Here is a 22,886-nt window from a genome sequence, read left to right as displayed (position 1 = left end):
GCTTGGCCACCATGAAAGATGTCGCCCGCCTCGCGGGCGTATCGACCTCTACCGTTTCACATGTCATTAATGACAATCGTTTTGTCAGCGAAGCGGTAAAAGCAAAAATCACTGCGGCCATCGCCGAGCTGAATTACGCGCCGTCAGCGCTGGCGCGCAGCCTGAAGATCAACCAGACAAGAACTATCGGTATGCTTCTGACGGCCAGCAGCAACCCCTTCTATTCAGAAGTGGTGCGGGGAGTAGAACGCAGCTGTTACGAACGGGGCTATAGCCTGGTGTTGTGCAATACCGAAGGTGATGAGCATCGTATGAACCGTAGCCTGGAGACGCTGCTGCAGAAACGGGTCGATGGTCTTCTGATCATGTGTACGGAAAGTCATCTTCCTTCAGCCGACATCCTTAATCGTTACCCGACGATCCCTTCCGTCATGATGGACTGGTCGCCTTTTGAAGGGGATAGCGACATCATCCAGGATAACTCCCTGTTGGGCGGCGAAATGGCCACGCGTTATCTGATTGAGCGTGGCTACCGGCGCATCGCCTGCATCGCCGGACCGCAGGATAAAACGCCGGCCCGCCTGCGTCTTGAAGGTTTTAAACAGGCCATGGCCCAGGCAGAGTTACCGTTGCCAGCGTCCTGTATCGTGAGTGGCGACTTCGAGTTTCAGGGCGGTTATAACGCCATGAACCAGCTGCTGACGCTGGATCCCCTACCTGAAGCGGTATTTACCAGCAATGACGCGATGGCGGTTGGCGTTTATCATGCGCTCTATCAGGCCGGTCTGTCGGTGCCGCAGGATATTGCCGTGGTGGGCTACGATGATATTGAACTGGCGCGCTATATGACGCCTCCGCTGACCACCGTTCATCAGCCCAAGGATGAACTGGGCGAGCTGGCTATCGATACGCTGCTTCACCGTCTGGCTAATCCCGGCGGCAGCCAGCAACTGCTGGTGCTGACGCCGGAACTGATTGAACGCGGCTCTGTTCGCGGCGGTTAAGCGCCTTTCTGCCGTTTCTCTCTGTTGCTTATCAGATGACGTCCATCTCCGGGCTTCAGCAGCAGGAACACCAGGCCTGAAATGACCGTGACCACTCCCATCGTCAGGAAGGTCGCGTGGAAATGCTCTACTGTTGTGCCATCAAAATTATTATAGAAACGCAAAACAGCTGCGCTGACGGCAACACCGAAGCTGATGGCTAACTGCTGCGTGACGGCCAGCATACTATTTCCGCTGCTGGCATTAGCATCGTTCAGGTCAGCCAGCGTGATGGTATTCATGGCGGTAAACTGCGTGGACATCGCCATACCGAGAATAAACAACGGCAGTATCAGCACCACCAGGCCCATCGCCGGTGATTGCAGCGCAAAGGTGGCAATAAGAACCCCAATGATGACGCTTATGCCTACCAATGTGTTCCGGTAGCCGAACCAGCGTAACACCTGGGTGACCGTTGACTTCGCGAGCAGCGATCCCAGTGCGGTTGGCGCCATCATGCAGCCTGCCAGTATGGCGGAATAGCCGAATCCGACCTGCAGCATCAACGGCATCAGAAAAGGTATGCAACCTGTACCGAGACGGGAAGCGATATTCCCTAAAATGCCGACGGAAAACGTGCGGGTTTTAAACATCGGCAGGGGGATAAGTGGCGTGGCTGCCCGGCGGGCATGCACTATATAGAGAAGAAGCATCACAATTCCCCCAAGCGTGACCGCCAGCGCCAGCGTGCTCGTCACGATCCTTTCGCCGAAGAGCTCAATGCCGCTTGAAAGGAAAACCAGTCCAAAACCAAATAAAATAAAGCCCAGCAGGTCAAACCGGCGTTTAGGCGTGGTGAAATCGGGCATATATTTTCTGGCATAGATAACGCCCAGGATACCCATCGGGATATTTATCAGGAAGATCCAGTGCCACGTTGCATAGGTTACCAGTACGCCGCCCAGCATGGGGCCCAGAACCGGACCGATCAAACCCGGCATGGTGACAAAATTCAGCACGGGCAACAGCTCGCTTCGCGGGTAAGCTCTCAGCAGCGCAAGCCTGGCGACAGGCATCATCATCGCGCCGCCCACGCCCTGTACGATTCTGAATACGACCAGCATCGTCAGCGTGCCTGATAACGCACAGGCCAGCGACCCTAAGGTAAAAAGAGAGACGGCGACGATAAACACTTTGCGCGTCCCGAAGCGATCCGCCAGCCAGCCGCTGACCGGAATAAGTAAGGCTACCGTCAGGGTGTAACTGATGACGGCTGACTGCATGGCTAACGGCGAGCGATTGAGACTTTGCGCAATAGCGGGAAGGGCGGTATTCAGTATCGTGGCATCCAGCGCCTGCATAAAGAAGGCCATAGCGGCAATCCACGGAAGTCCGGCCATACTGCGCGCGGATTTTATCATTGTGCATCCTTTTCAGTGCGTTGACGTCGATAAGCGCTTTGATGGGTAGAGAATAGCACTCAGAGACAGCGTCTTATGATATCAAAAGAGGCTTTAAATGAGGTTTTTGTATAAAATAGAGGCGCTGCTTGCAGCTATTTTCACCAGCTGATGAAAAAAAGAACGGTCAGCTATTTTTTTTTAAGAAAAGCTTGTCACCCGTCAGGAACTCCCTATAATGCGCCTCCACTGACACGGAACAACGACTCAACGGTCGCCGGGTCAGGAAGAGAAAAGTGAGAAATTCCTTGACTCTTCAGCGGGAAAGCGTAATATCTGCACCCCGCGCCACACGAGATATGTGGCACTGCTCTTTAACAATTTATCAGACAATCTGTGTGGGCACTCGCAGGATTGATATCAGCGTCTCCGGACGCAAAAAATATCAAGTCTTAAGAGTGAACACATAATGAAATTCATTATGAGTGTTTTACACTTGAGCATCGCTTAACGTGTTTAAGCAAATCAAGCTTTTAATTGAAGAGTTTGATCATGGCTCAGATTGAACGCTGGCGGCAGGCCTAACACATGCAAGTCGGACGGTAGCACAGAGGAGCTTGCTCCTTGGGTGACGAGTGGCGGACGGGTGAGTAATGTCTGGGAAACTGCCCGATAGAGGGGGATAACTACTGGAAACGGTAGCTAATACCGCATAACCTCGCAAGAGCAAAGTGGGGGACCTTCGGGCCTCACGCTATCGGATGTGCCCAGATGGGATTAGCTAGTAGGTGGGGTAATGGCTCACCTAGGCAACGATCCCTAGCTGGTCTGAGAGGATGACCAGCCACACTGGAACTGAGACACGGTCCAGACTCCTACGGGAGGCAGCAGTGGGGAATATTGCACAATGGGCGCAAGCCTGATGCAGCCATGCCGCGTGTATGAAGAAGGCCTTCGGGTTGTAAAGTACTTTCAGCGGGGAGGAAGGCGGTGAGGTTAATAACCTTACCGATTGACGTTACCCGCAGAAGAAGCACCGGCTAACTCCGTGCCAGCAGCCGCGGTAATACGGAGGGTGCAAGCGTTAATCGGAATTACTGGGCGTAAAGCGCACGCAGGCGGTCTGTCAAGTCAGATGTGAAATCCCCGGGCTTAACCTGGGAACTGCATTTGAAACTGGCAGGCTAGAGTCTTGTAGAGGGGGGTAGAATTCCAGGTGTAGCGGTGAAATGCGTAGAGATCTGGAGGAATACCGGTGGCGAAGGCGGCCCCCTGGACAAAGACTGACGCTCAGGTGCGAAAGCGTGGGGAGCAAACAGGATTAGATACCCTGGTAGTCCACGCCGTAAACGATGTCGACTTGGAGGCTGTTCCCCTGAGGAGTGGCTTCCGGAGCTAACGCGTTAAGTCGACCGCCTGGGGAGTACGGCCGCAAGGTTAAAACTCAAATGAATTGACGGGGGCCCGCACAAGCGGTGGAGCATGTGGTTTAATTCGATGCAACGCGAAGAACCTTACCTACTCTTGACATCCACGGAATTTAGCAGAGATGCTTTAGTGCCTTCGGGAACCGTGAGACAGGTGCTGCATGGCTGTCGTCAGCTCGTGTTGTGAAATGTTGGGTTAAGTCCCGCAACGAGCGCAACCCTTATCCTTTGTTGCCAGCGATTCGGTCGGGAACTCAAAGGAGACTGCCGGTGATAAACCGGAGGAAGGTGGGGATGACGTCAAGTCATCATGGCCCTTACGAGTAGGGCTACACACGTGCTACAATGGCGCATACAAAGAGAAGCGACCTCGCGAGAGCAAGCGGACCTCACAAAGTGCGTCGTAGTCCGGATCGGAGTCTGCAACTCGACTCCGTGAAGTCGGAATCGCTAGTAATCGTGGATCAGAATGCCACGGTGAATACGTTCCCGGGCCTTGTACACACCGCCCGTCACACCATGGGAGTGGGTTGCAAAAGAAGTAGGTAGCTTAACCTTCGGGAGGGCGCTTACCACTTTGTGATTCATGACTGGGGTGAAGTCGTAACAAGGTAACCGTAGGGGAACCTGCGGTTGGATCACCTCCTTACCTGAAGATACTTTCCCGCGTAGTGTCCACAACAGATTGTCTGATAGAAAAGTAACGAGCAGAAAAAACCTCTACAGGCTTGTAGCTCAGGTGGTTAGAGCGCACCCCTGATAAGGGTGAGGTCGGTGGTTCAAGTCCACTCAGGCCTACCAAATTTCTTCTCATGCTGCGTTATGCGCGCGGTCGTTTACCGAAGTAAACGTCCCTTCCGCATGCCTTGCCTGAGCAGAAATTACATTCGCGTGTCATCACGAAAATGTAACTCCTGGTAGTAGATGGTCTCTGCAGTAACTGTATGGGGCTATAGCTCAGCTGGGAGAGCGCCTGCCTTGCACGCAGGAGGTCAGCGGTTCGATCCCGCTTAGCTCCACCATGCAGTTTACCACCCTATCTCAAAACTGATTCAGCCGTAAGGCGAGTCACGTTTGAGATATTTGCTCTTTAACAATCCGGAACAAGCTGAAAATTGAAACGACATGTCGTTTTCATTCTCCGTAATAAGAATGAAATTAACGATATGGTCGAGTCTCTCAAATGCTTACAGCACACAGTATCCTGCGGGACGCTTGTGGGTTGTGAGGTTAAGTGACTAAGCGTACACGGTGGATGCCCTGGCAGTCAGAGGCGATGAAGGGCGTGCTAATCTGCGATAAGCGTCGGTAAGGTGATATGAACCGCAACAACCGACGATACCCGAATGGGGAAACCCGGTGCATTTATGCATCATCGCAACATGAATACATAGTGTTGCGAGGCGAACCTGGGGAACTGAAACATCTAAGTACCCAGAGGAAAAGAAATCAACCGAGATTCCCCCAGTAGCGGCGAGCGAACGGGGAACAGCCCAGAACCTGAATCAGTTTGTGCATCAGTGGAAGCGTCTGGAAAGTCGCAGGGTACAGGGTGATACTCCCGTACACGAAGATGTGCTTACTGTGAGTTCGATGAGTAGGGCGGGACACGTGATATCCTGTCTGAATATGGGGGGACCATCCTCCAAGGCTAAATACTCCTGACTGACCGATAGTGAACCAGTACCGTGAGGGAAAGGCGAAAAGAACCCCGGCGAGGGGAGTGAAACAGAACCTGAAACCGTGTACGTACAAGCAGTGGGAGCCTCTTTTATGGGGTGACTGCGTACCTTTTGTATAATGGGTCAGCGACTTATATTCTGTAGCAAGGTTAACCGTATAGGGGAGCCGCAGGGAAACCGAGTCTTAACTGGGCGTTAAGTTGCAGGGTATAGACCCGAAACCCGGTGATCTAGCCATGGGCAGGTTGAAGGTTGGGTAACACTAACTGGAGGACCGAACCGACTAATGTTGAAAAATTAGCGGATGACTTGTGGCTGGGGGTGAAAGGCCAATCAAACCGGGAGATAGCTGGTTCTCCCCGAAAGCTATTTAGGTAGCGCCTCGTGAACTCATCTCCGGGGGTAGAGCACTGTTTCGGCTAGGGGGCCATCCCGGCTTACCAACCCGATGCAAACTGCGAATACCGGAGAATGTTATCACGGGAGACACACGGCGGGTGCTAACGTCCGTCGTGAAGAGGGAAACAACCCAGACCGCCAGCTAAGGTCCCAAAGTCATGGTTAAGTGGGAAACGATGTGGGAAGGCACAGACAGCCAGGATGTTGGCTTAGAAGCAGCCATCATTTAAAGAAAGCGTAATAGCTCACTGGTCGAGTCGGCCTGCGCGGAAGATGTAACGGGGCTAAACCATGCACCGAAGCTGCGGCAGCGACACTTATGTGTTGTTGGGTAGGGGAGCGTTCTGTAAGCCGTCGAAGGTGGACTGTGAGGTCTGCTGGAGGTATCAGAAGTGCGAATGCTGACATGAGTAACGATAAAGCGGGTGAAAAGCCCGCTCGCCGGAAGACCAAGGGTTCCTGTCCAACGTTAATCGGGGCAGGGTGAGTCGACCCCTAAGGCGAGGCCGAAAGGCGTAGTCGATGGGAAACAGGTTAATATTCCTGTACTTGGTGTTACTGCGAAGGGGGGACGGAGAAGGCTATGTTGGCCGGGCGACGGTTGTCCCGGTTTAAGCGTGTAGGCTTGTGTTCCAGGCAAATCCGGAACACTTAAGGCTGAGGCGTGATGACGAGTCACCACGGTGATGAAGCAACAAATGCCCTGCTTCCAGGAAAAGCCTCTAAGCATCAGGTAACACGAAATCGTACCCCAAACCGACACAGGTGGTCAGGTAGAGAATACCAAGGCGCTTGAGAGAACTCGGGTGAAGGAACTAGGCAAAATGGTGCCGTAACTTCGGGAGAAGGCACGCTGGCGCGTAGGTGAAGGGACTTGCTCCCGGAGCTGAAGCCAGTCGAAGATACCAGCTGGCTGCAACTGTTTATTAAAAACACAGCACTGTGCAAACACGAAAGTGGACGTATACGGTGTGACGCCTGCCCGGTGCCGGAAGGTTAATTGATGGGGTTATCGCAAGAGAAGCTCCTGATCGAAGCCCCGGTAAACGGCGGCCGTAACTATAACGGTCCTAAGGTAGCGAAATTCCTTGTCGGGTAAGTTCCGACCTGCACGAATGGCGTAATGATGGCCAGGCTGTCTCCACCCGAGACTCAGTGAAATTGAACTCGCTGTGAAGATGCAGTGTACCCGCGGCAAGACGGAAAGACCCCGTGAACCTTTACTACAGCTTGACACTGAACATTGAGCCTTGATGTGTAGGATAGGTGGGAGGCTTTGAAGCGTGGACGCCAGTCTGCGTGGAGCCAACCTTGAAATACCACCCTTTAACGTTTGATGTTCTAACCTGGCGCCGTAATCCGGCGTGGGGACAGTGTCTGGTGGGTAGTTTGACTGGGGCGGTCTCCTCCTAAAGAGTAACGGAGGAGCACGAAGGTCAGCTAATCACGGTCGGACATCGTGAGGTTAGTGCAATGGCATAAGCTGGCTTGACTGCGAGAGTGACGGCTCGAGCAGGTGCGAAAGCAGGTCATAGTGATCCGGTGGTTCTGAATGGAAGGGCCATCGCTCAACGGATAAAAGGTACTCCGGGGATAACAGGCTGATACCGCCCAAGAGTTCATATCGACGGCGGTGTTTGGCACCTCGATGTCGGCTCATCACATCCTGGGGCTGAAGTAGGTCCCAAGGGTACGGCTGTTCGCCGTTTAAAGTGGTACGCGAGCTGGGTTTAGAACGTCGTGAGACAGTTCGGTCCCTATCTGCCGTGGGCGCTGGAAGATTGAGAGGGGTTGCTCCTAGTACGAGAGGACCGGAGTGAACGCACCACTGGTGTTCGGGTTGTCATGCCAATGGCATTGCCCGGTAGCTAAGTGCGGAAGAGATAAGCGCTGAAAGCATCTAAGCGCGAAACTTGCCTCGAGATGAATCTTCCCTGAGACTATAAGTCTCCTGAAGGGACGTTGAAGACGACGACGTTGATAGGCCGGGTGTGTAAGCGCAGCGATGCGTTGAGCTAACCGGTACTAATGACCCGTGAGGCTTAACCTTACAACACCAGAAGCGTTCTGGTGAGCGTTATGAGAGACGCAACAATTTTCAGCCTGTACCGGATAGAGAATTAGCGGAAACGAAAGATTTTGCGCTGAGGCAAGGCGGCAAGCGCCGGAAAGGAAGGAGCATACTCAGGTATGTGACTGACTTTGCAAGCGCAGGCAACGCGGCATCAGTGAAAAAGATTCGTTTCGTGCACCAAGATTTGCCTGGCGGCTGTAGCGCGGTGGTCCCACCTGACCCCATGCCGAACTCAGAAGTGAAACGCCGTAGCGCCGATGGTAGTGTGGGGTCTCCCCATGCGAGAGTAGGGAACTGCCAGGCATCAAATCGCGATAACCCTGACCTGACGGTCAGGGTTTTTTGCGTTTCAGGGGCCGGGAAAAGTGAGGGGATTGGGCGTACTCATACATCGCCCGGTGCCGGGCCGTTCACGTGATCAAGCCAGACAGTGATAAAATCAGCGATGCTAACAGGCTCATTAAGATTGAGATGAGGAATAGCAAGCTGCGTATCCGTATCGCTGGCAACCGCGATGACATAGTCATCCATAGGGGCCGGAAAAGGGTGCCCTGAGGCTTCACGATGCAGCATAATTCTGGCGACGTTTTCCGCTTTAAAGCCTTCTATCAGAATCAAGTCAAGCTGACTGTCATCCATCTGGCTTGCCAGATAAGTTAAATCCAGTTTTTCCGCTGTTGGCGTTTCGGTCATCAAAGCCCAGCGCTTCTGGCTGGCGACCATAACCTGACTGGCCCCCGCTTTTCGCAATTCATAACTGTCTTTGCCTGGCTTATCCACATCCATGTCGTGGTGGGTATGTTTAATCAGACCGCAGCGAATACCGCGATCCTGAAGAAGAGGAATCAACTGCTTCAGGAGAGTCGTTTTTCCTGTCCCGCTGAAGGCTGAAATTGCCAGTAAAGGAATCATGGAATGTTAACCTTATCGCGTAAGATCTTTCGGTGAGTTGATATTGATGAAAGCATCAGGCTGATCATTGAAAGTGACAGCATGTCCGCCGGCCTGCTTAAGAAAAAGCATGACTTTACGTTCTCCTGCCGCCAGAAAAGCGGCCAGTTCGTCAGCCAGACTGACATTAATCAGGGCGAGAGTTGGATGATCGCGCTCCGCACAGCGTGCCCAGACAACTGGCGCAATGTCTTTGCCATGCCAAAGTTGCGTAACCAGACTGGCTGGTAGCGCAGGTGTATCGCAGGGAGCAAAAACAACCCATTGATGCTGGGCCTGTCGTAGTGCGCTAAGCATTCCCGCCAGCGGGCCGGGAAAGCCACCCAGCGAATCCGTTATTACTCTGTGTCCGCTTTGCTGATAGACCTCAAGATTACGGTTAGCGCTAATACAGATCTCATCTACCTGAGGTTGCAGACGCGCAAGGACATGCTGATAAAGCGGCTTACCCTGCCATACAATCAGCCCCTTATCCTCTCCACCCATGCGGCTGCCTTTTCCACCAGCCAGTATCACACCTGATATGGCCATTTCAGGAACAACAGACATCCCGGACATAATACGTACACCCTCTTTTCTTGTGGGATTAACCCTGCTACCGTTACAGAAACTGACCCAAACAGGGATTAAATGATGAAATGTCATCGTCTGAATGAACTCATCGCGTTACTGCAGCCAGCCTGGCAACAGGAACCCGATCTTAATTTAATGCAATTTTTGCAAAAGCTCGCTGATGAAGCCGGTTTCAAACAGCCTCTGGACGAATTAACTGACGACGTGCTGATCTACCATCTTAAGATGCGTGGAACAGATAAGCATGAAGAAATCCCTGGCCTCAGGAAAGACTATGAGGATGATTTCAAGACTGCGTTGCTTCGTGCCCGCGGTGTGATTAAAGATTAAATTAACACCTTACATCCGTCAGACCCGGTAATGATGATATTCTTTATTACTGTTTCAATTGTCATTATCTACGAGTAGGCCGGATGAAAGAACCCGCTTTTACCTTTCAAAACTTAAATCCAGATACCATTCTCGACGCGCTATGGGAAACCGGCATCCGCGTCGAGTCTGGTTTAACGGCCCTCAACAGCTATGAGAACCGCGTTTACCAGTTTTCAGATGAAGACAAGAAGCGGTACGTCGTGAAATTCTATCGTCCCCAGCGCTGGACGCAGCAGCAGATAGAGGAAGAACATCAGTTTACGGCAGAGCTTTGGGCTGATGAAGTGCCGGTCGCTGCGCCGCTGAACTTACAGGGGCGGACGCTTCACCAGTGCAATGGTTACTGGTATACCGTTTTTCCCAGTATGGGAGGACGTCAGTACGAAACGGACAATTACGATCATCTGGAATGGGTTGGCCGTTTTCTGGGGCGTATACATCAGACAGGCCGTAAAAAAACCTTTACCGTAAGACCCACCTTTGGCCTTGAAGAATACATTACGGAACCGCTGCGTATACTTGAAGCGAGCGCGCTGATCCCTACCCGCCTGAAAGAGAATTTATTGACCAGCGTTCGCCTGATCGGCACAACTTTACAAAAATGTTGGCATACTCAGTGGCAGCCGCTTCGCCTGCATGGCGATTGCCATCCTGGTAATATCCTGTGGCGCGATGGGCCTATGTTTGTTGATCTGGATGACGCGCGAAATGGTCCCGCCGTGCAGGATTTGTGGATGCTGGTTAATGGCGATCTTCAGGAGCAGCGCATTCAGTGGGACATCCTGCTGGAGGCCTACGGTGAATTCAGTGATTTCGACACACATGAATTGACACTGATTGAACCTTTACGCGCCATGAGGATGGTTTATTATCTCGCATGGGTGGTTCGCCGCTGGGAAGATCCTGCGTTTCCTGCCTCTTTTCCGTGGATGACGGATGAAGATTTCTGGCGCAGGCAGATAGCTATTTTCAACGAGCAGGCGAAGCTGTTGCAGGAACCTCCTCTGCAGCTGTTGTCCGCATTCCAGGGCTGACCGTGTATTCTGGTTGGCTTTTTTTGCTGTTAGGAGAGCGTTTTAAATGAAAAAGATTTGGTTTGCGTTGGTCGGCATGGTGCTGGCATTCAGTGCGTCAGCTGCCCAATTCACCGAGGGGCAGCAGTACGTTGCCATGCAGAAAGCCGCAACGGGCCAGCCTCAGGTACTGGAGTTTTTCTCCTTTTATTGCCCTCACTGCTACGAATTTGAACGCGTATGGCACATCAGCGATGCCGTGAAAAAAGGCCTGCCTGATAATACGAAAATGACTAAGTATCACGTTGAGTTCCTCGGTGGCGAAATGGGTAAAACCGTCACGCAGGCCTGGGCGGTTGCCATGGCGCTGGGTGTTGAAGATAAGGTTACCGGACCCATTTTTGAAGGTATTCAGAAAACCCAGACCATCACCGATCCTGCCAGCCTGAAGGAAACCTTCGTTAAGGCAGCCGGTATTACTCCTGAAGAATATGATGGGGCGTGGAACAGTTTTGTGGTGAAGTCACTGGTCGCGCAGCAGGAAAAAGCGGCGGCGGACGTCAATCTTCGCGGTGTGCCAGCCATGTTTGTTAACGGCAAATATATGGTCAACAATGGCGGTCTGGACACCAGCTCACAGGACGCCTACGTGCAGCAGTATGCGAACCTGGTGAAATTCCTTCTGACTCAGAAATAAATTATTATTGCTGATAACGCCGGCTATTTGCCGGCGTTGTTGTTTCAGGCACCTGAACGACCACGTTAAGCGTTGATCGCTATTCACTGTAAAGGATCCTGTGCTGTTACAAGCACTAAGAATTAATATCCACAAATTTGATACTTTGCAAAATGTAAAGCCTGCACCGGTAAAATTTAATAAGCTAATGTATTAATTGAGTTTTTATATGATCCACAAGTTTATATTCTGTTTTTTAAGATAAAGCCAGAAATTTACGCACAAACTTATCCACAGCTTATTGTTCCGTGCCACGCCGCATTTTTCCCCCTTAAACACGGTAATTCCCAGACTTATTTCATCTTTTATACTGAGCTGTGGCATCCTTACCTTATCGATAATATCAACGACGAACGTGATGGAACTATGGCTAAAATCGCAGAAAACCCGCTTATTTTGGTAGATGGCTCATCTTACCTGTACCGCGCTTATCACGCCTTTCCTCCGCTGACTAACAGTAAAGGCGAACCGACCGGCGCGATGTATGGCGTGCTGAATATGCTGCGCAGCCTGCTGCTGCAATATAAACCGAGCCATGTCGCCGTCGTTTTCGACGCCAGGGGAAAAACGTTCCGCGATGAGCTGTTCGAACATTACAAATCCCATCGCCCTCCCATGCCGGACGATCTTCGTGCTCAGATTGACCCGCTGCACAGTATGGTAAAAGCGATGGGGCTGCCGCTGCTCGCCGTATCGGGCGTGGAGGCCGATGATGTAATAGGCACGCTGGCCCTGGAAGCTGGCAAAATCGGCAAACCGGTATTGATCAGCACGGGTGATAAAGATATGGCTCAGCTGGTCACATCAGATATCACGCTAATCAATACGATGAACAATGCCATCCTTGGTCCTGAAGAAGTCGTGGAAAAGTATGGTATCCCGCCTTCGCTGATGATTGATTTTCTGGCGCTGATGGGTGACTCCTCAGACAACATTCCCGGCGTGCCGGGCGTGGGTGAAAAAACCGCTCAGGCGCTGCTGCAAGGGTTAGGCGGCATCAAAGATATCTACGATAATCTGGATAAGGTGGCTGGCTTAACGTTTCGCGGCGCTAAAACCATGTCCGCCAAGCTTGAGCAAAATAAAGAGGTGGCCTTCCTCTCCTATCAGCTGGCCACCATCAAGACTGACGTTGAGCTGGCGCTGACCTGTGAACAACTGACGGTCAGTGAACCGGATGTGGAGACACTGCTTAGCCTGTTCCGCCATTATGAATTTAAGCGCTGGATCGAGGATCTGGAGCAAGGTAAATGGCTACAGGGTAAAAAAAGCAATCCGGCAGCGCAGAAAGCGCTGGTTGAAGAGATTGAGGAAAAGGTTGAAGCAACCAGCATCTTGTCCGCTGACGGTTATGTCACCATCCTTGATGAACAAACCTTCGATGAGTGGCTGACTAAACTGAAAAACAGTCCTCTGTTCGCGTTTGACCTGGAAACGGATTCGCTTGATACGCTCAGCGCAAACATTGTCGGCCTCTCTTTTGCCGTGGCGCCAGGTGAGGCAGCCTATCTACCGGTTGCTCACGACTATCTGGATGCACCTGCCCAGCTGGATCGCAGTAGCGTACTGGAGCGCCTTAAACCGTTGCTTGAAGATGCCAGCCTGCTTAAGGTCGGCCAGAACCTTAAATACGATCGCGGCGTGCTGAAGAACTACGACATTGAACTGCAGGGCATTAAGTTTGACACCATGCTGGAATCCTACGCGCTGAACAGCGTTTCCGGACGCCACGATATGGATTCCCTCGCTTCACGCTGGCTGAATCACAAAACGGTCTCTTTTGAAGAGATCGCCGGTAAGGGCAAAAAGCAGCTTACGTTTAACCAGATCGGCATGGAGCAGGCGGCCCATTATGCCGCTGAGGATGCGGACGTCACCTTACAGCTGCATCTTAAAATGTGGCCTGAGCTGGAAAAGGCGCAGGGACCAAAGCAGGTTTTTGAAAATATCGAAATGCCCCTGGTGTCCGTTATTTCACGCATTGAACGTAACGGCGTGCTGATCGACCAGGGCATACTGGCCACGCACTCTAAGGAGCTGACGGCGCGTCTCGCCGGACTGGAGCAGAAGGCACATGAACTGGCGGGCGAGCCATTTAATCTCTCTTCGACAAAGCAGCTACAGACAATTTTATTTGAAAAGCAGGGGATTAAACCGACCAAAAAAACGCCAGGCGGCGCACCCTCCACGTCGGAGGAAGTGCTGGCTGAACTTGCACTCGACTATCCTTTGCCCAAAGTTATTCTGGAGCACCGGGGGCTTTCCAAGCTGAAGTCGACCTATACCGATAAGCTCCCGCTGATGATTAATCCGGTTACCGGCAGAGTGCATACGTCTTATCATCAGGCGGTGACGGCCACCGGACGACTCTCTTCCACCGATCCAAACCTGCAAAATATCCCGGTGCGCAATGACGAAGGGCGTCGTATCCGCCAGGCATTTATCGCCTCTGATGAGTGCAAAATTGTCGCTGCGGACTACTCGCAAATCGAGCTGCGCATCATGGCACACCTTTCGCAGGATAAGGGACTGTTGAATGCCTTTGCTGAAGGCCAGGATATCCACCGCGCAACGGCCGCTGAAGTTTTCGGTATGGCGCTGGATAAGGTGACCGGCGAGCAGCGGCGCAGCGCGAAAGCAATTAACTTCGGTCTGATTTATGGCATGAGCGCATTTGGTCTCTCCCGGCAGCTCAATATCGGTGCCGGCGAAGCGAAAAAATATATGGATCTTTATTTTGAACGCTATCCGGGCGTCCTTGAGTATATGGAGCGCACGCGCCAGCTTGCCGCCGAAAAAGGCTATGTTTCAACGCTTGATGGCCGCCGGCTTTACCTGCCTGATATCAAAGCCAGCAATGCAATGCGTCGCAAGGCTGCTGAACGTGCGGCGATTAACGCGCCGATGCAGGGAACCGCTGCGGATATCATTAAAAAAGCGATGATCGCCGTGGATGCGTGGCTGACGCCGCAATCTTCTCCGGTCGTAAAAATGATCATGCAGGTTCACGATGAACTGGTATTTGAAGTGAAGGCTTCGGAGGTTGAAGCGGCGTCAGCGAAAATCCGCCAGCTGATGGAAAACAGCATGACGCTGGATGTTCCGTTGCGGGTGGATGTTGGCGTGGGAGATAACTGGGATCAGGCCCATTAATTTTTGATCTTGTTAGCAGGAAAAGGCTGAAACCCTGTGGTTTCAGCCTTTTTTATTATTTAAATACGTTCTGCTTTTTCCGCCATATGCACGGCCACAGGGCATTTCAGGGCGGATTATTTAAGCTTTTATCCTCAAAGCACTTTTTATGTAATTTTGCTACAGGAAGGGTCATTTTATGTGACACGAGTTAGATAACGCCGGGTGTTTTCTGAAAATTAACTACAGAAAAACCTTTTGAGCGCTCAAAAAATGATGTAGAGTTTCAGGCGTAGGGTACAGAGGTAAGATGTTCTATCTTTCAGACCTTTTACTTCACGTAATCGGATTTGGCTGAATTTAGCCGCCCCAGTCGTTATGACTGGGGCGTTTTTTATTGGGCGCTATTCTGCCCCAAAGCCCTATTCTGCGGGGATGTGCTCGTCGGTGGCTGGCGGGATTTCACTGAACCACTTATCGAGTTTCTGGCTTAGCTTATCGACGCCAATCTTTTTCAGTGAAGAGAACATCTCTACCTGAACATCACCGACGAATTCTTTGGCAGCTTCCCGCACCTTATTCAGCTGTGCTTTACGTGCCCCGGAGGCCAGCTTGTCGGCTTTCGTCAGCAATACCAGCACTTCAATGCCGCTTTGGGTGGCCCACAGGATCATCTGCTGATCGAGGTCCTTCAACGGGTGGCGAATATCCATCAAAATAACCAGCCCTTTCAGACACTCACGCATCTGCAGATACTCCGCCAGCGCGCGCTGCCATTTAAGCTTCATCTCTTCCGGGACTTCCGCATAGCCATAGCCGGGGAGATCCACCAGCCGGTAACCTTCGGCCACCTGGAACAGGTTGATCAACTGCGTACGGCCTGGGGTTTTACTGGTTCTCGCCAGCGCTTTCTGGTTGGTCAGCGTATTAAGCGCGCTGGATTTGCCCGCATTTGAACGACCGGCAAATGCCACCTCAATACCGGTGTCGGCAGGGAGATGGCGGATGTCAGGTGCGCTGGTGACAAAGTGAGTAACGTGATAATTCCAGCCAGACAAAATAAAAACTCCAGATAAAAAAGGGCAATTGCGCAGAGTATACCCTGTATAGAATAAAAGCGCTCAGTCGTCCGTTTGCCCGGCTGTATTTTGTAACAGACCAGCCCACCATTTTGGCGTTTTTCCGTTCTTTTTTTACGATATCCGTACAACAAAGCGCCCATGAAAACTTGCGTTAATGGTGGCCCTGATAAAATAAGTAAAAATCTTTCCTGTTTCACCTTGTGAGTCTGTGTCCATGGTCTACAGTATCTGTCATAACCCGGGAGGGGTTACTTCAGGATGAAGTGCTCAGGGAGATCAGGGTAGTGTGGAGCAGGGAAGGAGTGTGCTGTGGAAAAGAGCACGAAAAGGAAGGAGAGCGTCCAGGCAGGACGAAAAGGCAAAGGAAAACAGGGAGGTTGTGTGCTAAAAAGGATTCGGTACGAGTCAATCCTTCTGCGGAAGGTATGAAAAAAGGCGACAGGGTGACCTGCCGCCTTTTTTCTTTGTCTGCTTTCTGCTAGATTTCGCCGCAATTCTATACTGAATGATAAATCCCTGAGAGCAGAAACTATGAAGCAACCTGCACGCGCATCGCTGGACAAAAAACCAGCCGCGAAAACCAAACGCAAAACGCGCGATGACGTTAACGCCGAAGCACGCGATCGCAAACGTGATAAAAAGCATCGCGGCAACGCTTCCGGCAGCCGGGCTAATCCCGTTGTACAGAAACAGAAAGGCAGTGGCGCGGGTGACAGTAAAGATCCACGCATCGGCAGCAAAAAGCCCGTTCCGCTGGTGGCTGACGGCACCAGCAGCAAACCGTCCAAACCGGTGAAAGCCAGCCAGCCTGTAGCAAAAAAACCGCGCCTCTCGCCGCAGGAAGAGCTGACGGCGCTGGAAAACGACGAGCGTCTGGACACGCTGCTTGACCGGCTTGAAAATGGCGAAACCCTCTCTGCCGAAGAGCAGGCCTGGCTTGATGAGACGCTGGATCGTATTGATGTGCTGATGGAAGAGCTGGGTATAGCGCTTGACGATGGCGCAGAAGATGAAGAAGCCGAAGAAGATATGTATCGCCTGCTGAAAGGCGGCCAGTAACCTCCTCGGTCTGAGGGCATATACTGAGGCAGCGCAATCTGGCGCTGTCCTGTAAAAAGGTTTCTCCACTGATGAATTGGCCTGGATCAATTTTAGCGCTGATTCTGCTCTGCATGCTGGGCGGGTTATTTGTTAAACTTTGCCGCCTGTCGCGGCTGAAAACCCGGTTGCGCAGAATCACCTTCCGACCGCCTCTGAATCAGCACTCTCCCTTCATCCGACGGTCGGCTACCAGACGCAGACACCTGCGAAGGAGTGACTATCGTGACACAGATGATTGAATGGGATCAGGGCCTGATCCAGAAGTACAACATTTCTGGGCCACGCTACACTTCCTACCCGACCGCGCTGGAGTTTCATCAGGATTATGATGAAAACGCTTTTATCCAGGCGGCGCAGCGTTATCCCGATCGCCCGCTGTCGCTTTATATTCATATCCCTTTCTGTCATCGCCTCTGTTATTTCTGCGGCTGTAATAAAGTGGTTACCCGCCAGCAGCATAAGGCGGATGCTTATCTGGATGCGTTAGAGAAAGAAATCATCGCCCGTGCGCCACTCTTTGCCGATCGCACCGTCACGCAGATGCACTGGGGCGGCGGAACACCGACCTATCTCAGCAAGCCGCAAATTACCCGCCTTATTGAACTGCTCAAGTCACAGTTTCGATTTGATGCACGGGCTGAGCTTTCAATAGAAGTTGATCCCCGTGAGATTGAGCTTAATGTGCTCGATCACCTTCGTGCCGCCGGATTCAACCGGCTGAGCATGGGCGTACAGGACTTCAACAAAGTTGTGCAGGAGAAGGTTAACCGCGTACAGGATGAAGCGATGATTGTGGCGTTGATCGAGCGCGCGCGCAGTCTGGGCTTTACCTCAACAAATCTTGATCTGATTTATGGTCTGCCGATGCAGACGCCAGAAAGCTTCGCTTTTACGCTGAAAAAGGTCGCCAAGCTAAACCCGGACAGGCTGAGCGTCTTTAATTACGCCCATATGCCAGCACTGTTTGCCGCTCAGCGTAAAATCAAAGAGGCCGATTTGCCAGATGCCCAGCAGAAGCTCGACATACTCCAGCATGCCATCGCCATGCTGACGGCGGAAGGCTACCAGTTTATCGGTATGGATCACTTCGCCCGGCCCGATGATGAACTGGCGGTCGCGCAGCGGGAAGGGAAACTGCACCGTAACTTCCAGGGTTACACTACTCAGGGCGACAGCGATCTGCTGGGTATGGGTGTTTCCGCCATCAGTATGCTTGGCGACAGTTATGCCCAGAATCAAAAAGAGCTGAAAGCGTACTATGCCAGCGTCAGTGAACGGCAAACGGCGCTGTGGCGGGGCGTGGTTCTTTCAGAGGATGACTGCCTGCGGCGGGACGTGATTAAAACGCTGATTTGTCATTTTTCGCTCAATTTTGAGGATTTTGAGCTGCAAGGCCGTACCTTTACCGACTATTTTTCGGAGGACCTGGCGCTGCTGACGCCTTTTATTGAGGATGGGCTGGTGGTGCGTCACGATAAAGGGCTTCAGGTTACGCCTAAAGGGCGTTTACTGATCCGCAATATCTGTATGTGCTTTGACGTCTATATGCGCCAGAAAGCGCGTATGCAGCAGTTCTCACGGGTGATCTGAAAAGGATAAAGCTCCGGACACCGACACGTCATCTCAACTGCCTGAGGCGTTCGGTGTCCGGCTTTACGTTACCACGGTCTGGGTGAGCGCTAAGGCCGCACCCAGGCCGCTGTTACTCCATGCCCAGCTCTTTCAGTTTACGGGTCAGGGTATTTCGTCCCCAGCCCAGCAGCCGCGCCGCTTCCTGTTTATGCCCCTGCGTGTGCCGCAGTGCAGTCGTCAGCAACGTGCGCTCCATTTCAGGCTGTGCTTCTGAGAGCAGGTTTTGATGACCGGAACGCAGTGCGCGATCGGCCCACTGTGCCAGCAGCGTTGCCCAGCTGTCAGGCAGCGACTGTACCGGATTATCCGGCGTGGACGTCTCAAACAGTTCGGGAGGAAGATCCTGGATCAGCACTTCCTGGCCGGCTGCCATTACCGTCAGCCAGCGGCAGGTATTTTCCAGCTGACGTACGTTACCCGACCAGTGCAGCCGGGTCAGCGCCGTTTCGGTTTCCGGATGGAGGATTTTCGCCTCCACGCCCAGCTCCCGCGCCGCAACCTGTAAAAAATAGCGCGCCAGGCGGGGGATATCTTCACGACGCTCACGCAGCGGCGGCAGATGGACGCGGATCACATTCAGACGGTGAAACAAATCCTCCCTGAACGTGCCCTCATGAACGCGCTGTTCCAGGTTCTGGTGGGTGGCCGCAATGATGCGCACATCCACCTTCACCGGCGCATAGCCTCCAACGCGATAAAACTGCCCATCAGCCAGTACGCGAAGCAGGCGGGTCTGAACGTCCAGCGGCATATCGCCGATTTCATCCAGAAACAGCGTGCCGCCATCCGCCTGTTCAAAACGGCCCTGGCGGATCTGGTTTGCGCCGGTAAACGCCCCTTTCTCATGTCCAAAAAGTTCCGACTCAATCAGATCCTTAGGGATAGCGGCCATATTCAGCGCGATAAAAGGTGCTTTAGCCCGCGGACTGTGCCGGTGCAGGGCGTGCGCCACCAGCTCTTTACCGGTACCGGACTCGCCGTTAATCAGCACGCTGATAGAAGAGCGTGAAAGGCGGCCAATGATGCGAAAGACATCCTGCATTGCAGGCGCTTCACCGATGATATCGGTAGTCGGGCCACTTACCGGCTGGTTGCGCGGCTGCTGTTGCTCCTGATAATGGCTGATGGCGCGCTCGACCAGCGCGACCGCTTCATCGATATCAAAAGGTTTTGGCAGATAGTCGAATGCTCCTTGCTGGTAAGCGCTGACCGCCGCGTCCAGATCCGAATGAGCGGTCATTATGATGACCGGAAGCATCGGATGACGCTGTTTTATCTGCTTCAGCAGGGTCAGGCCATCCATACCGGGCATGCGGATATCTGAAAGTAAGACGTCTGGTGTCTTGGTGGCAAGGGCGGCCAGCACTTCATTACCGCTGTTGAAGGTGGCACAGCTTAAACCGGCTCCAGTGAGAGCGCGTTCAAGCACCCAGCGGATTGAGCTATCGTCATCGACGACCCAAACTATCCCTCGTTGCATAGAAACCTCACTGGCGAATAGGCAGGTAAACGGAAAATTCAGTATGTCCGGGCCAACTGTTGAACTCGATTTTTCCGGAATGTTGGTCGATCAGGCTACGGGCTATCGACAGCCCTAACCCCGTCCCGCCCTCACGTCCGCTGACCATGGGATAAAAGAGCGTATCCTGAAGCTGAGCCGGAATACCGGGACCGTCGTCTTCAATATCAATACGGGCGACCAGGCGATAACGCACACCGTGCAGCGTCAGCTGGAACGCCGTGCGGGTACGCAGCGTAATCGTGCCGCCTTCTTCACCCAGTGCCTGAAGCGCATTACGGACAACGTTTAAAAAAACCTGCTCAATTTGATCCGGATCGTGCGGCAGCTCTGGCAGGCTTGGATCGTAATCCCTGACCAGCTTGACGTTATCAGGCAGTTCCATCGAGACGAGGTTAACCACCCGTTCGGCTACCTGATGAATGCTTTGCGTGACATGCATGCCCGGCTGTTGCGGACCAAGCAGGCGATCGACCAGATTGCGCAGTCGGTCTGCCTGCTCAATAATCACACGGGTATATTCTGTTAACGCGGGGTCGGGCAGGGCTTTCGCCAGCAGCTGAGCTGCGCCACGCAATCCGCCCAGCGGGTTCTTTATTTCATGCGCCAGTCCACGGACTAAATCCCGTGCGGCGACCTGCTGCGCATGTTGAATCTGTTCCTGGCTGAGGCGGCGCTGATTATCCATCGGGGCCATTTCGAGCAGAATTAACCCTTCGGGAAGACGCTGAGCCGTCAGCGACATAATATGGGCGCGGCTGTCTACCACCAGCGTAACTTCGCTGTCTGTAAAACCCTGTCCTGCGTTGAGACTCTCATGCATGACGTCGATATTTAGCGAAAAATATCCCATCAGTTCCGGTAGCGGTGTGCCAAACAGCTTGCGGGAACTCTGCGCCAGTAGTTGCTGCGCCGCCGGGTTGGCGTAATGAACCACCAGCGCGCTATCCACCAGTAAGATGCTGTTAAGCAGAGAGTTGAGAATCTGCCCAGCATCGGGCGGCGTGCCTGTTGCCATACAGCGTTCTCCTGCACTCTTTTAGTGCATTATGGGGCGAGATCCGGGAATCGTCTTCCTGAACGATGAGCGCGTGGAGAAAAAAGCCCATCATGAGATGGGCTGACTATTTCCACGGCAACAAAATCCAGGCTGATTAACGCGACAGCACGCTTTGGGCCGGTTTTGCCATCCTGATTGGCGGATGGCACGCCTTCGGCGTAAATCTGCCGGAGACGACCTCATTAAACGCTGTAGTACAGTTCGAACTCGACCGGGTGTGGCGTCATGCGCACGCGATCCATCTCTTCTTTACGCAGCTCAATGTAGGCATCAATGGTGTCATCGGTGAACACGCCGCCACGGGTCAGGAACTCGCGGTCTTCGTTCAGGGCGTTCAGCGCTTCTTCCAGTGAACCCGCTACTTTTGGAATCTCAGCTTCTTCTTCCGGTGGCAGATCGTAGAGGTTTTTGTCCATCGCATCGCCAGGGTGGATTTTGTTGATGATGCCATCCAGGCCAGCCATCAGCAGGGCAGAGAACGCCAGGTACGGGTTCGCGGCTGGATCCGGGAAACGCGCTTCGATGCGGCGCGCTTTCGGGCTGGCAACAACGGGAATACGGATAGAAGCAGAACGGTTACGGGCAGAGTAGGCCAGCATTACAGGCGCTTCATAACCCGGAACCAGACGCTTGTAAGAGTTGGTGGTTGGGTTAGCCAGGGCGTTGATCGCTTTAGCATGTTTGATCACACCGCCGATGTAGAACAGTGCCATTTCAGACAGGCCGCCGTATTTGTCGCCCGCGAACAGGTTATTACCGTCTTTAGAAAGCGACATATGGCAGTGCATACCGGAACCGTTATCACCAAAAATCGGTTTTGGCATAAAAGTGGCCGTTTTGCCGTAGGCGTGGGCAACGTTGTGCACGACATATTTGTAGATCTGAATTTCGTCGGCTTTTTTCGTCATGGTGTTGAAGCGGGTTGCCACTTCGTTCTGACCTGCGGTAGCCACTTCATGGTGGTGAGCTTCAACAACCAGCCCCATCTGTTCCATGGTCAGACACATAGCAGAACGGATGTCCTGTGAAGAGTCGACCGGTGGCACCGGGAAGTAGCCGCCTTTCAGGCCTGGACGGTGACCTTTGTTACCGCCTTCATACTCTTTACCGGTGTTCCAGGCGGCTTCGATATCGTCGATAGCCACATGAGATCCGGACGTGGTGGCACCGAAACGGACGTCATCAAACAGGAAGAATTCAGGTTCAGGTCCAAACAGAACGGTGTCAGCGATCCCGGAAGAGCGCAGGAAGTCTTCAGCGCGTTTCGCGATAGAGCGCGGGTCACGGTCATAGCCCTGCATGGTGCCAGGCTCAAGGATGTCACAACGGATGATCAGGGTGGAGTCTTCAAAAAACGGATCAAGGACAGCCGTGGTGGCGTCCGGCATCAGCACCATGTCGGATTCGTTAATGCCTTTCCAGCCGCCGATTGAGGAGCCGTCAAACATTTTGCCTTCTTCGAAGAAGTCAGCGTTAACCTGGTGAGCAGGGATAGTGACGTGCTGTTCTTTGCCTTTGGTATCGGTGAAGCGCAGATCAACAAACTTGACTTCATGCTCGTTCATCATCGACAGAACGTGTTCAGCGGACATACTTAACTCTCCTGGATTTTGTCATTGTCGTCGTGGTTAGAGAACTTCACGGTGTACTTTGCTTATCTGGCTCAGCCATCCGATAATAAAGATCTCTGACAAGCTATCAACCGTCGTGAAAATGGCGTTTTTCGCTTAAGTGAAATAAAGCGAAATCT

Annotated in this window: 14 protein-coding genes, 2 tRNA genes and 3 rRNA genes; 12 read left to right on the top strand and 7 right to left on the bottom strand. The window is 52.7% G+C overall.

Features of this window, described 5'->3' with window-relative positions:
- Window positions 1–2: 2 nt before the first annotated feature.
- Window positions 3–1,004 carry a ribose operon transcriptional repressor RbsR gene (gene rbsR / locus EA20_RS0107605; protein ID WP_024966249.1) on the top strand — a complete coding sequence of 334 codons (1,002 nt, stop codon included), beginning with the start codon at window positions 3–5 and terminating at the stop codon, window positions 1,002–1,004.
- On the opposite strand, the gene mdtD is transcribed toward rbsR, so the two are convergent.
- On the bottom strand, window positions 1,001–2,404 hold the full coding sequence (gene mdtD / locus EA20_RS0107600; RefSeq protein ID WP_024966248.1) for a multidrug transporter subunit MdtD: 1,404 nt from the start codon (window positions 2,402–2,404) through the stop codon (window positions 1,001–1,003). The two genes, rbsR and mdtD, sit on opposite strands and share 4 nt — an antisense overlap.
- 513 nt (window positions 2,405–2,917) lie before the next feature.
- On the opposite strand from mdtD, the gene EA20_RS0107595 reads away from it, so the two are divergent.
- The 5 genes from EA20_RS0107595 to rrf all read left to right on the top strand — a co-directional run bounded on the left by EA20_RS0107595 (window position 2,918) and on the right by rrf (window position 8,268).
- Window positions 2,918–4,459, top strand: a 16S ribosomal RNA gene (locus tag EA20_RS0107595).
- A 75-nt stretch (window positions 4,460–4,534) separates the two neighbouring features.
- Window positions 4,535–4,611: transfer RNA gene (locus tag EA20_RS0107590), tRNA-Ile, on the top strand.
- A 145-nt stretch (window positions 4,612–4,756) separates the two neighbouring features.
- Window positions 4,757–4,832, top strand: a tRNA-Ala gene (locus EA20_RS0107585).
- A gap of 206 nt (window positions 4,833–5,038) precedes the next feature.
- Window positions 5,039–7,941, top strand: a 23S ribosomal RNA gene (locus EA20_RS0107580).
- Between the two features lie 211 nt (window positions 7,942–8,152).
- Window positions 8,153–8,268: ribosomal RNA gene (gene rrf / locus EA20_RS0107575) — 5S ribosomal RNA — on the top strand.
- Together the 16S, 23S and 5S rRNA genes with 2 tRNA genes alongside form the textbook arrangement of a ribosomal RNA operon.
- 81 nt (window positions 8,269–8,349) lie before the next feature.
- On the opposite strand, the gene mobB is transcribed toward rrf, so the two are convergent.
- A complete protein-coding gene (mobB, locus tag EA20_RS0107570; protein WP_024966247.1) occupies window positions 8,350–8,877 on the bottom strand; it encodes a molybdopterin-guanine dinucleotide biosynthesis protein MobB in 528 nt (175 codons plus the stop codon).
- 12 nt (window positions 8,878–8,889) lie between these two features.
- A complete protein-coding gene (gene mobA / locus EA20_RS0107565) occupies window positions 8,890–9,474 on the bottom strand; it encodes a molybdenum cofactor guanylyltransferase MobA (RefSeq protein ID WP_369699782.1) in 585 nt (194 codons plus the stop codon).
- 75 nt (window positions 9,475–9,549) lie between these two features.
- Between mobA and EA20_RS0107560 the strand changes: the two genes are divergently transcribed.
- From EA20_RS0107560 to polA, 4 genes are all read left to right on the top strand, one after another.
- Window positions 9,550–9,819 (top strand): YihD family protein, encoded by a 270-nt coding sequence (locus EA20_RS0107560; protein WP_024966245.1) that lies wholly within the window; start codon window positions 9,550–9,552, stop codon window positions 9,817–9,819.
- An 83-nt stretch (window positions 9,820–9,902) separates the two neighbouring features.
- The gene (locus tag EA20_RS0107555; protein WP_024966244.1) at window positions 9,903–10,895 is read left to right on the top strand and encodes a serine/threonine protein kinase; all 993 of its coding nucleotides are present in this window, start codon (window positions 9,903–9,905) and stop codon (window positions 10,893–10,895) included.
- A gap of 46 nt (window positions 10,896–10,941) precedes the next feature.
- The gene (gene dsbA, locus EA20_RS0107550; RefSeq protein ID WP_024966243.1) at window positions 10,942–11,571 is read left to right on the top strand and encodes a thiol:disulfide interchange protein DsbA; all 630 of its coding nucleotides are present in this window, start codon (window positions 10,942–10,944) and stop codon (window positions 11,569–11,571) included.
- 405 nt (window positions 11,572–11,976) lie between these two features.
- Window positions 11,977–14,763: a DNA polymerase I gene (polA, locus tag EA20_RS0107540; protein WP_024966242.1), complete on the top strand. Its 2,787-nt coding sequence runs from the start codon at window positions 11,977–11,979 to the stop codon at window positions 14,761–14,763.
- A 401-nt stretch (window positions 14,764–15,164) separates the two neighbouring features.
- On the opposite strand, the gene yihA is transcribed toward polA, so the two are convergent.
- Complete coding sequence (gene yihA / locus EA20_RS0107535) at window positions 15,165–15,800, bottom strand: ribosome biogenesis GTP-binding protein YihA/YsxC (protein ID WP_024966241.1); 636 nt, start codon at window positions 15,798–15,800, stop codon at window positions 15,165–15,167.
- A 555-nt stretch (window positions 15,801–16,355) separates the two neighbouring features.
- On the opposite strand from yihA, the gene yihI reads away from it, so the two are divergent.
- On the top strand, window positions 16,356–16,883 hold the full coding sequence (gene yihI / locus EA20_RS0107530) for a Der GTPase-activating protein YihI (protein ID WP_024966240.1): 528 nt from the start codon (window positions 16,356–16,358) through the stop codon (window positions 16,881–16,883).
- 273 nt (window positions 16,884–17,156) lie between these two features.
- Window positions 17,157–18,515 carry an oxygen-independent coproporphyrinogen III oxidase gene (gene hemN, locus EA20_RS0107525; protein ID WP_038381546.1) on the top strand — a complete coding sequence of 453 codons (1,359 nt, stop codon included), beginning with the start codon at window positions 17,157–17,159 and terminating at the stop codon, window positions 18,513–18,515.
- Between the two features lie 112 nt (window positions 18,516–18,627).
- Here the strand turns inward: hemN and glnG are convergent, their stop codons facing one another.
- The 3 genes from glnG to glnA form a co-directional block, all read right to left on the bottom strand.
- Window positions 18,628–20,037, bottom strand: a complete 1,410-nt coding sequence (glnG, locus tag EA20_RS0107520) for a nitrogen regulation protein NR(I) (RefSeq protein ID WP_024966238.1) — start codon at window positions 20,035–20,037, stop codon at window positions 18,628–18,630.
- A 7-nt stretch (window positions 20,038–20,044) separates the two neighbouring features.
- On the bottom strand, window positions 20,045–21,094 hold the full coding sequence (gene glnL, locus EA20_RS0107515; protein WP_024966237.1) for a nitrogen regulation protein NR(II): 1,050 nt from the start codon (window positions 21,092–21,094) through the stop codon (window positions 20,045–20,047).
- 224 nt (window positions 21,095–21,318) lie between these two features.
- Window positions 21,319–22,728 (bottom strand): glutamate--ammonia ligase, encoded by a 1,410-nt coding sequence (gene glnA / locus EA20_RS0107510; protein ID WP_024966236.1) that lies wholly within the window; start codon window positions 22,726–22,728, stop codon window positions 21,319–21,321.
- Between the last annotated feature and the right edge of the window lie 158 nt (window positions 22,729–22,886).

The organism is Pantoea sp. IMH, assembly GCF_000599885.1.
Classification (GTDB): Bacteria; Pseudomonadota; Gammaproteobacteria; order Enterobacterales; family Enterobacteriaceae; genus Erwinia.
Note: the sequence above shows the minus strand (reverse complement) of the source record. Positions and strands in the feature narration are given on the sequence as shown.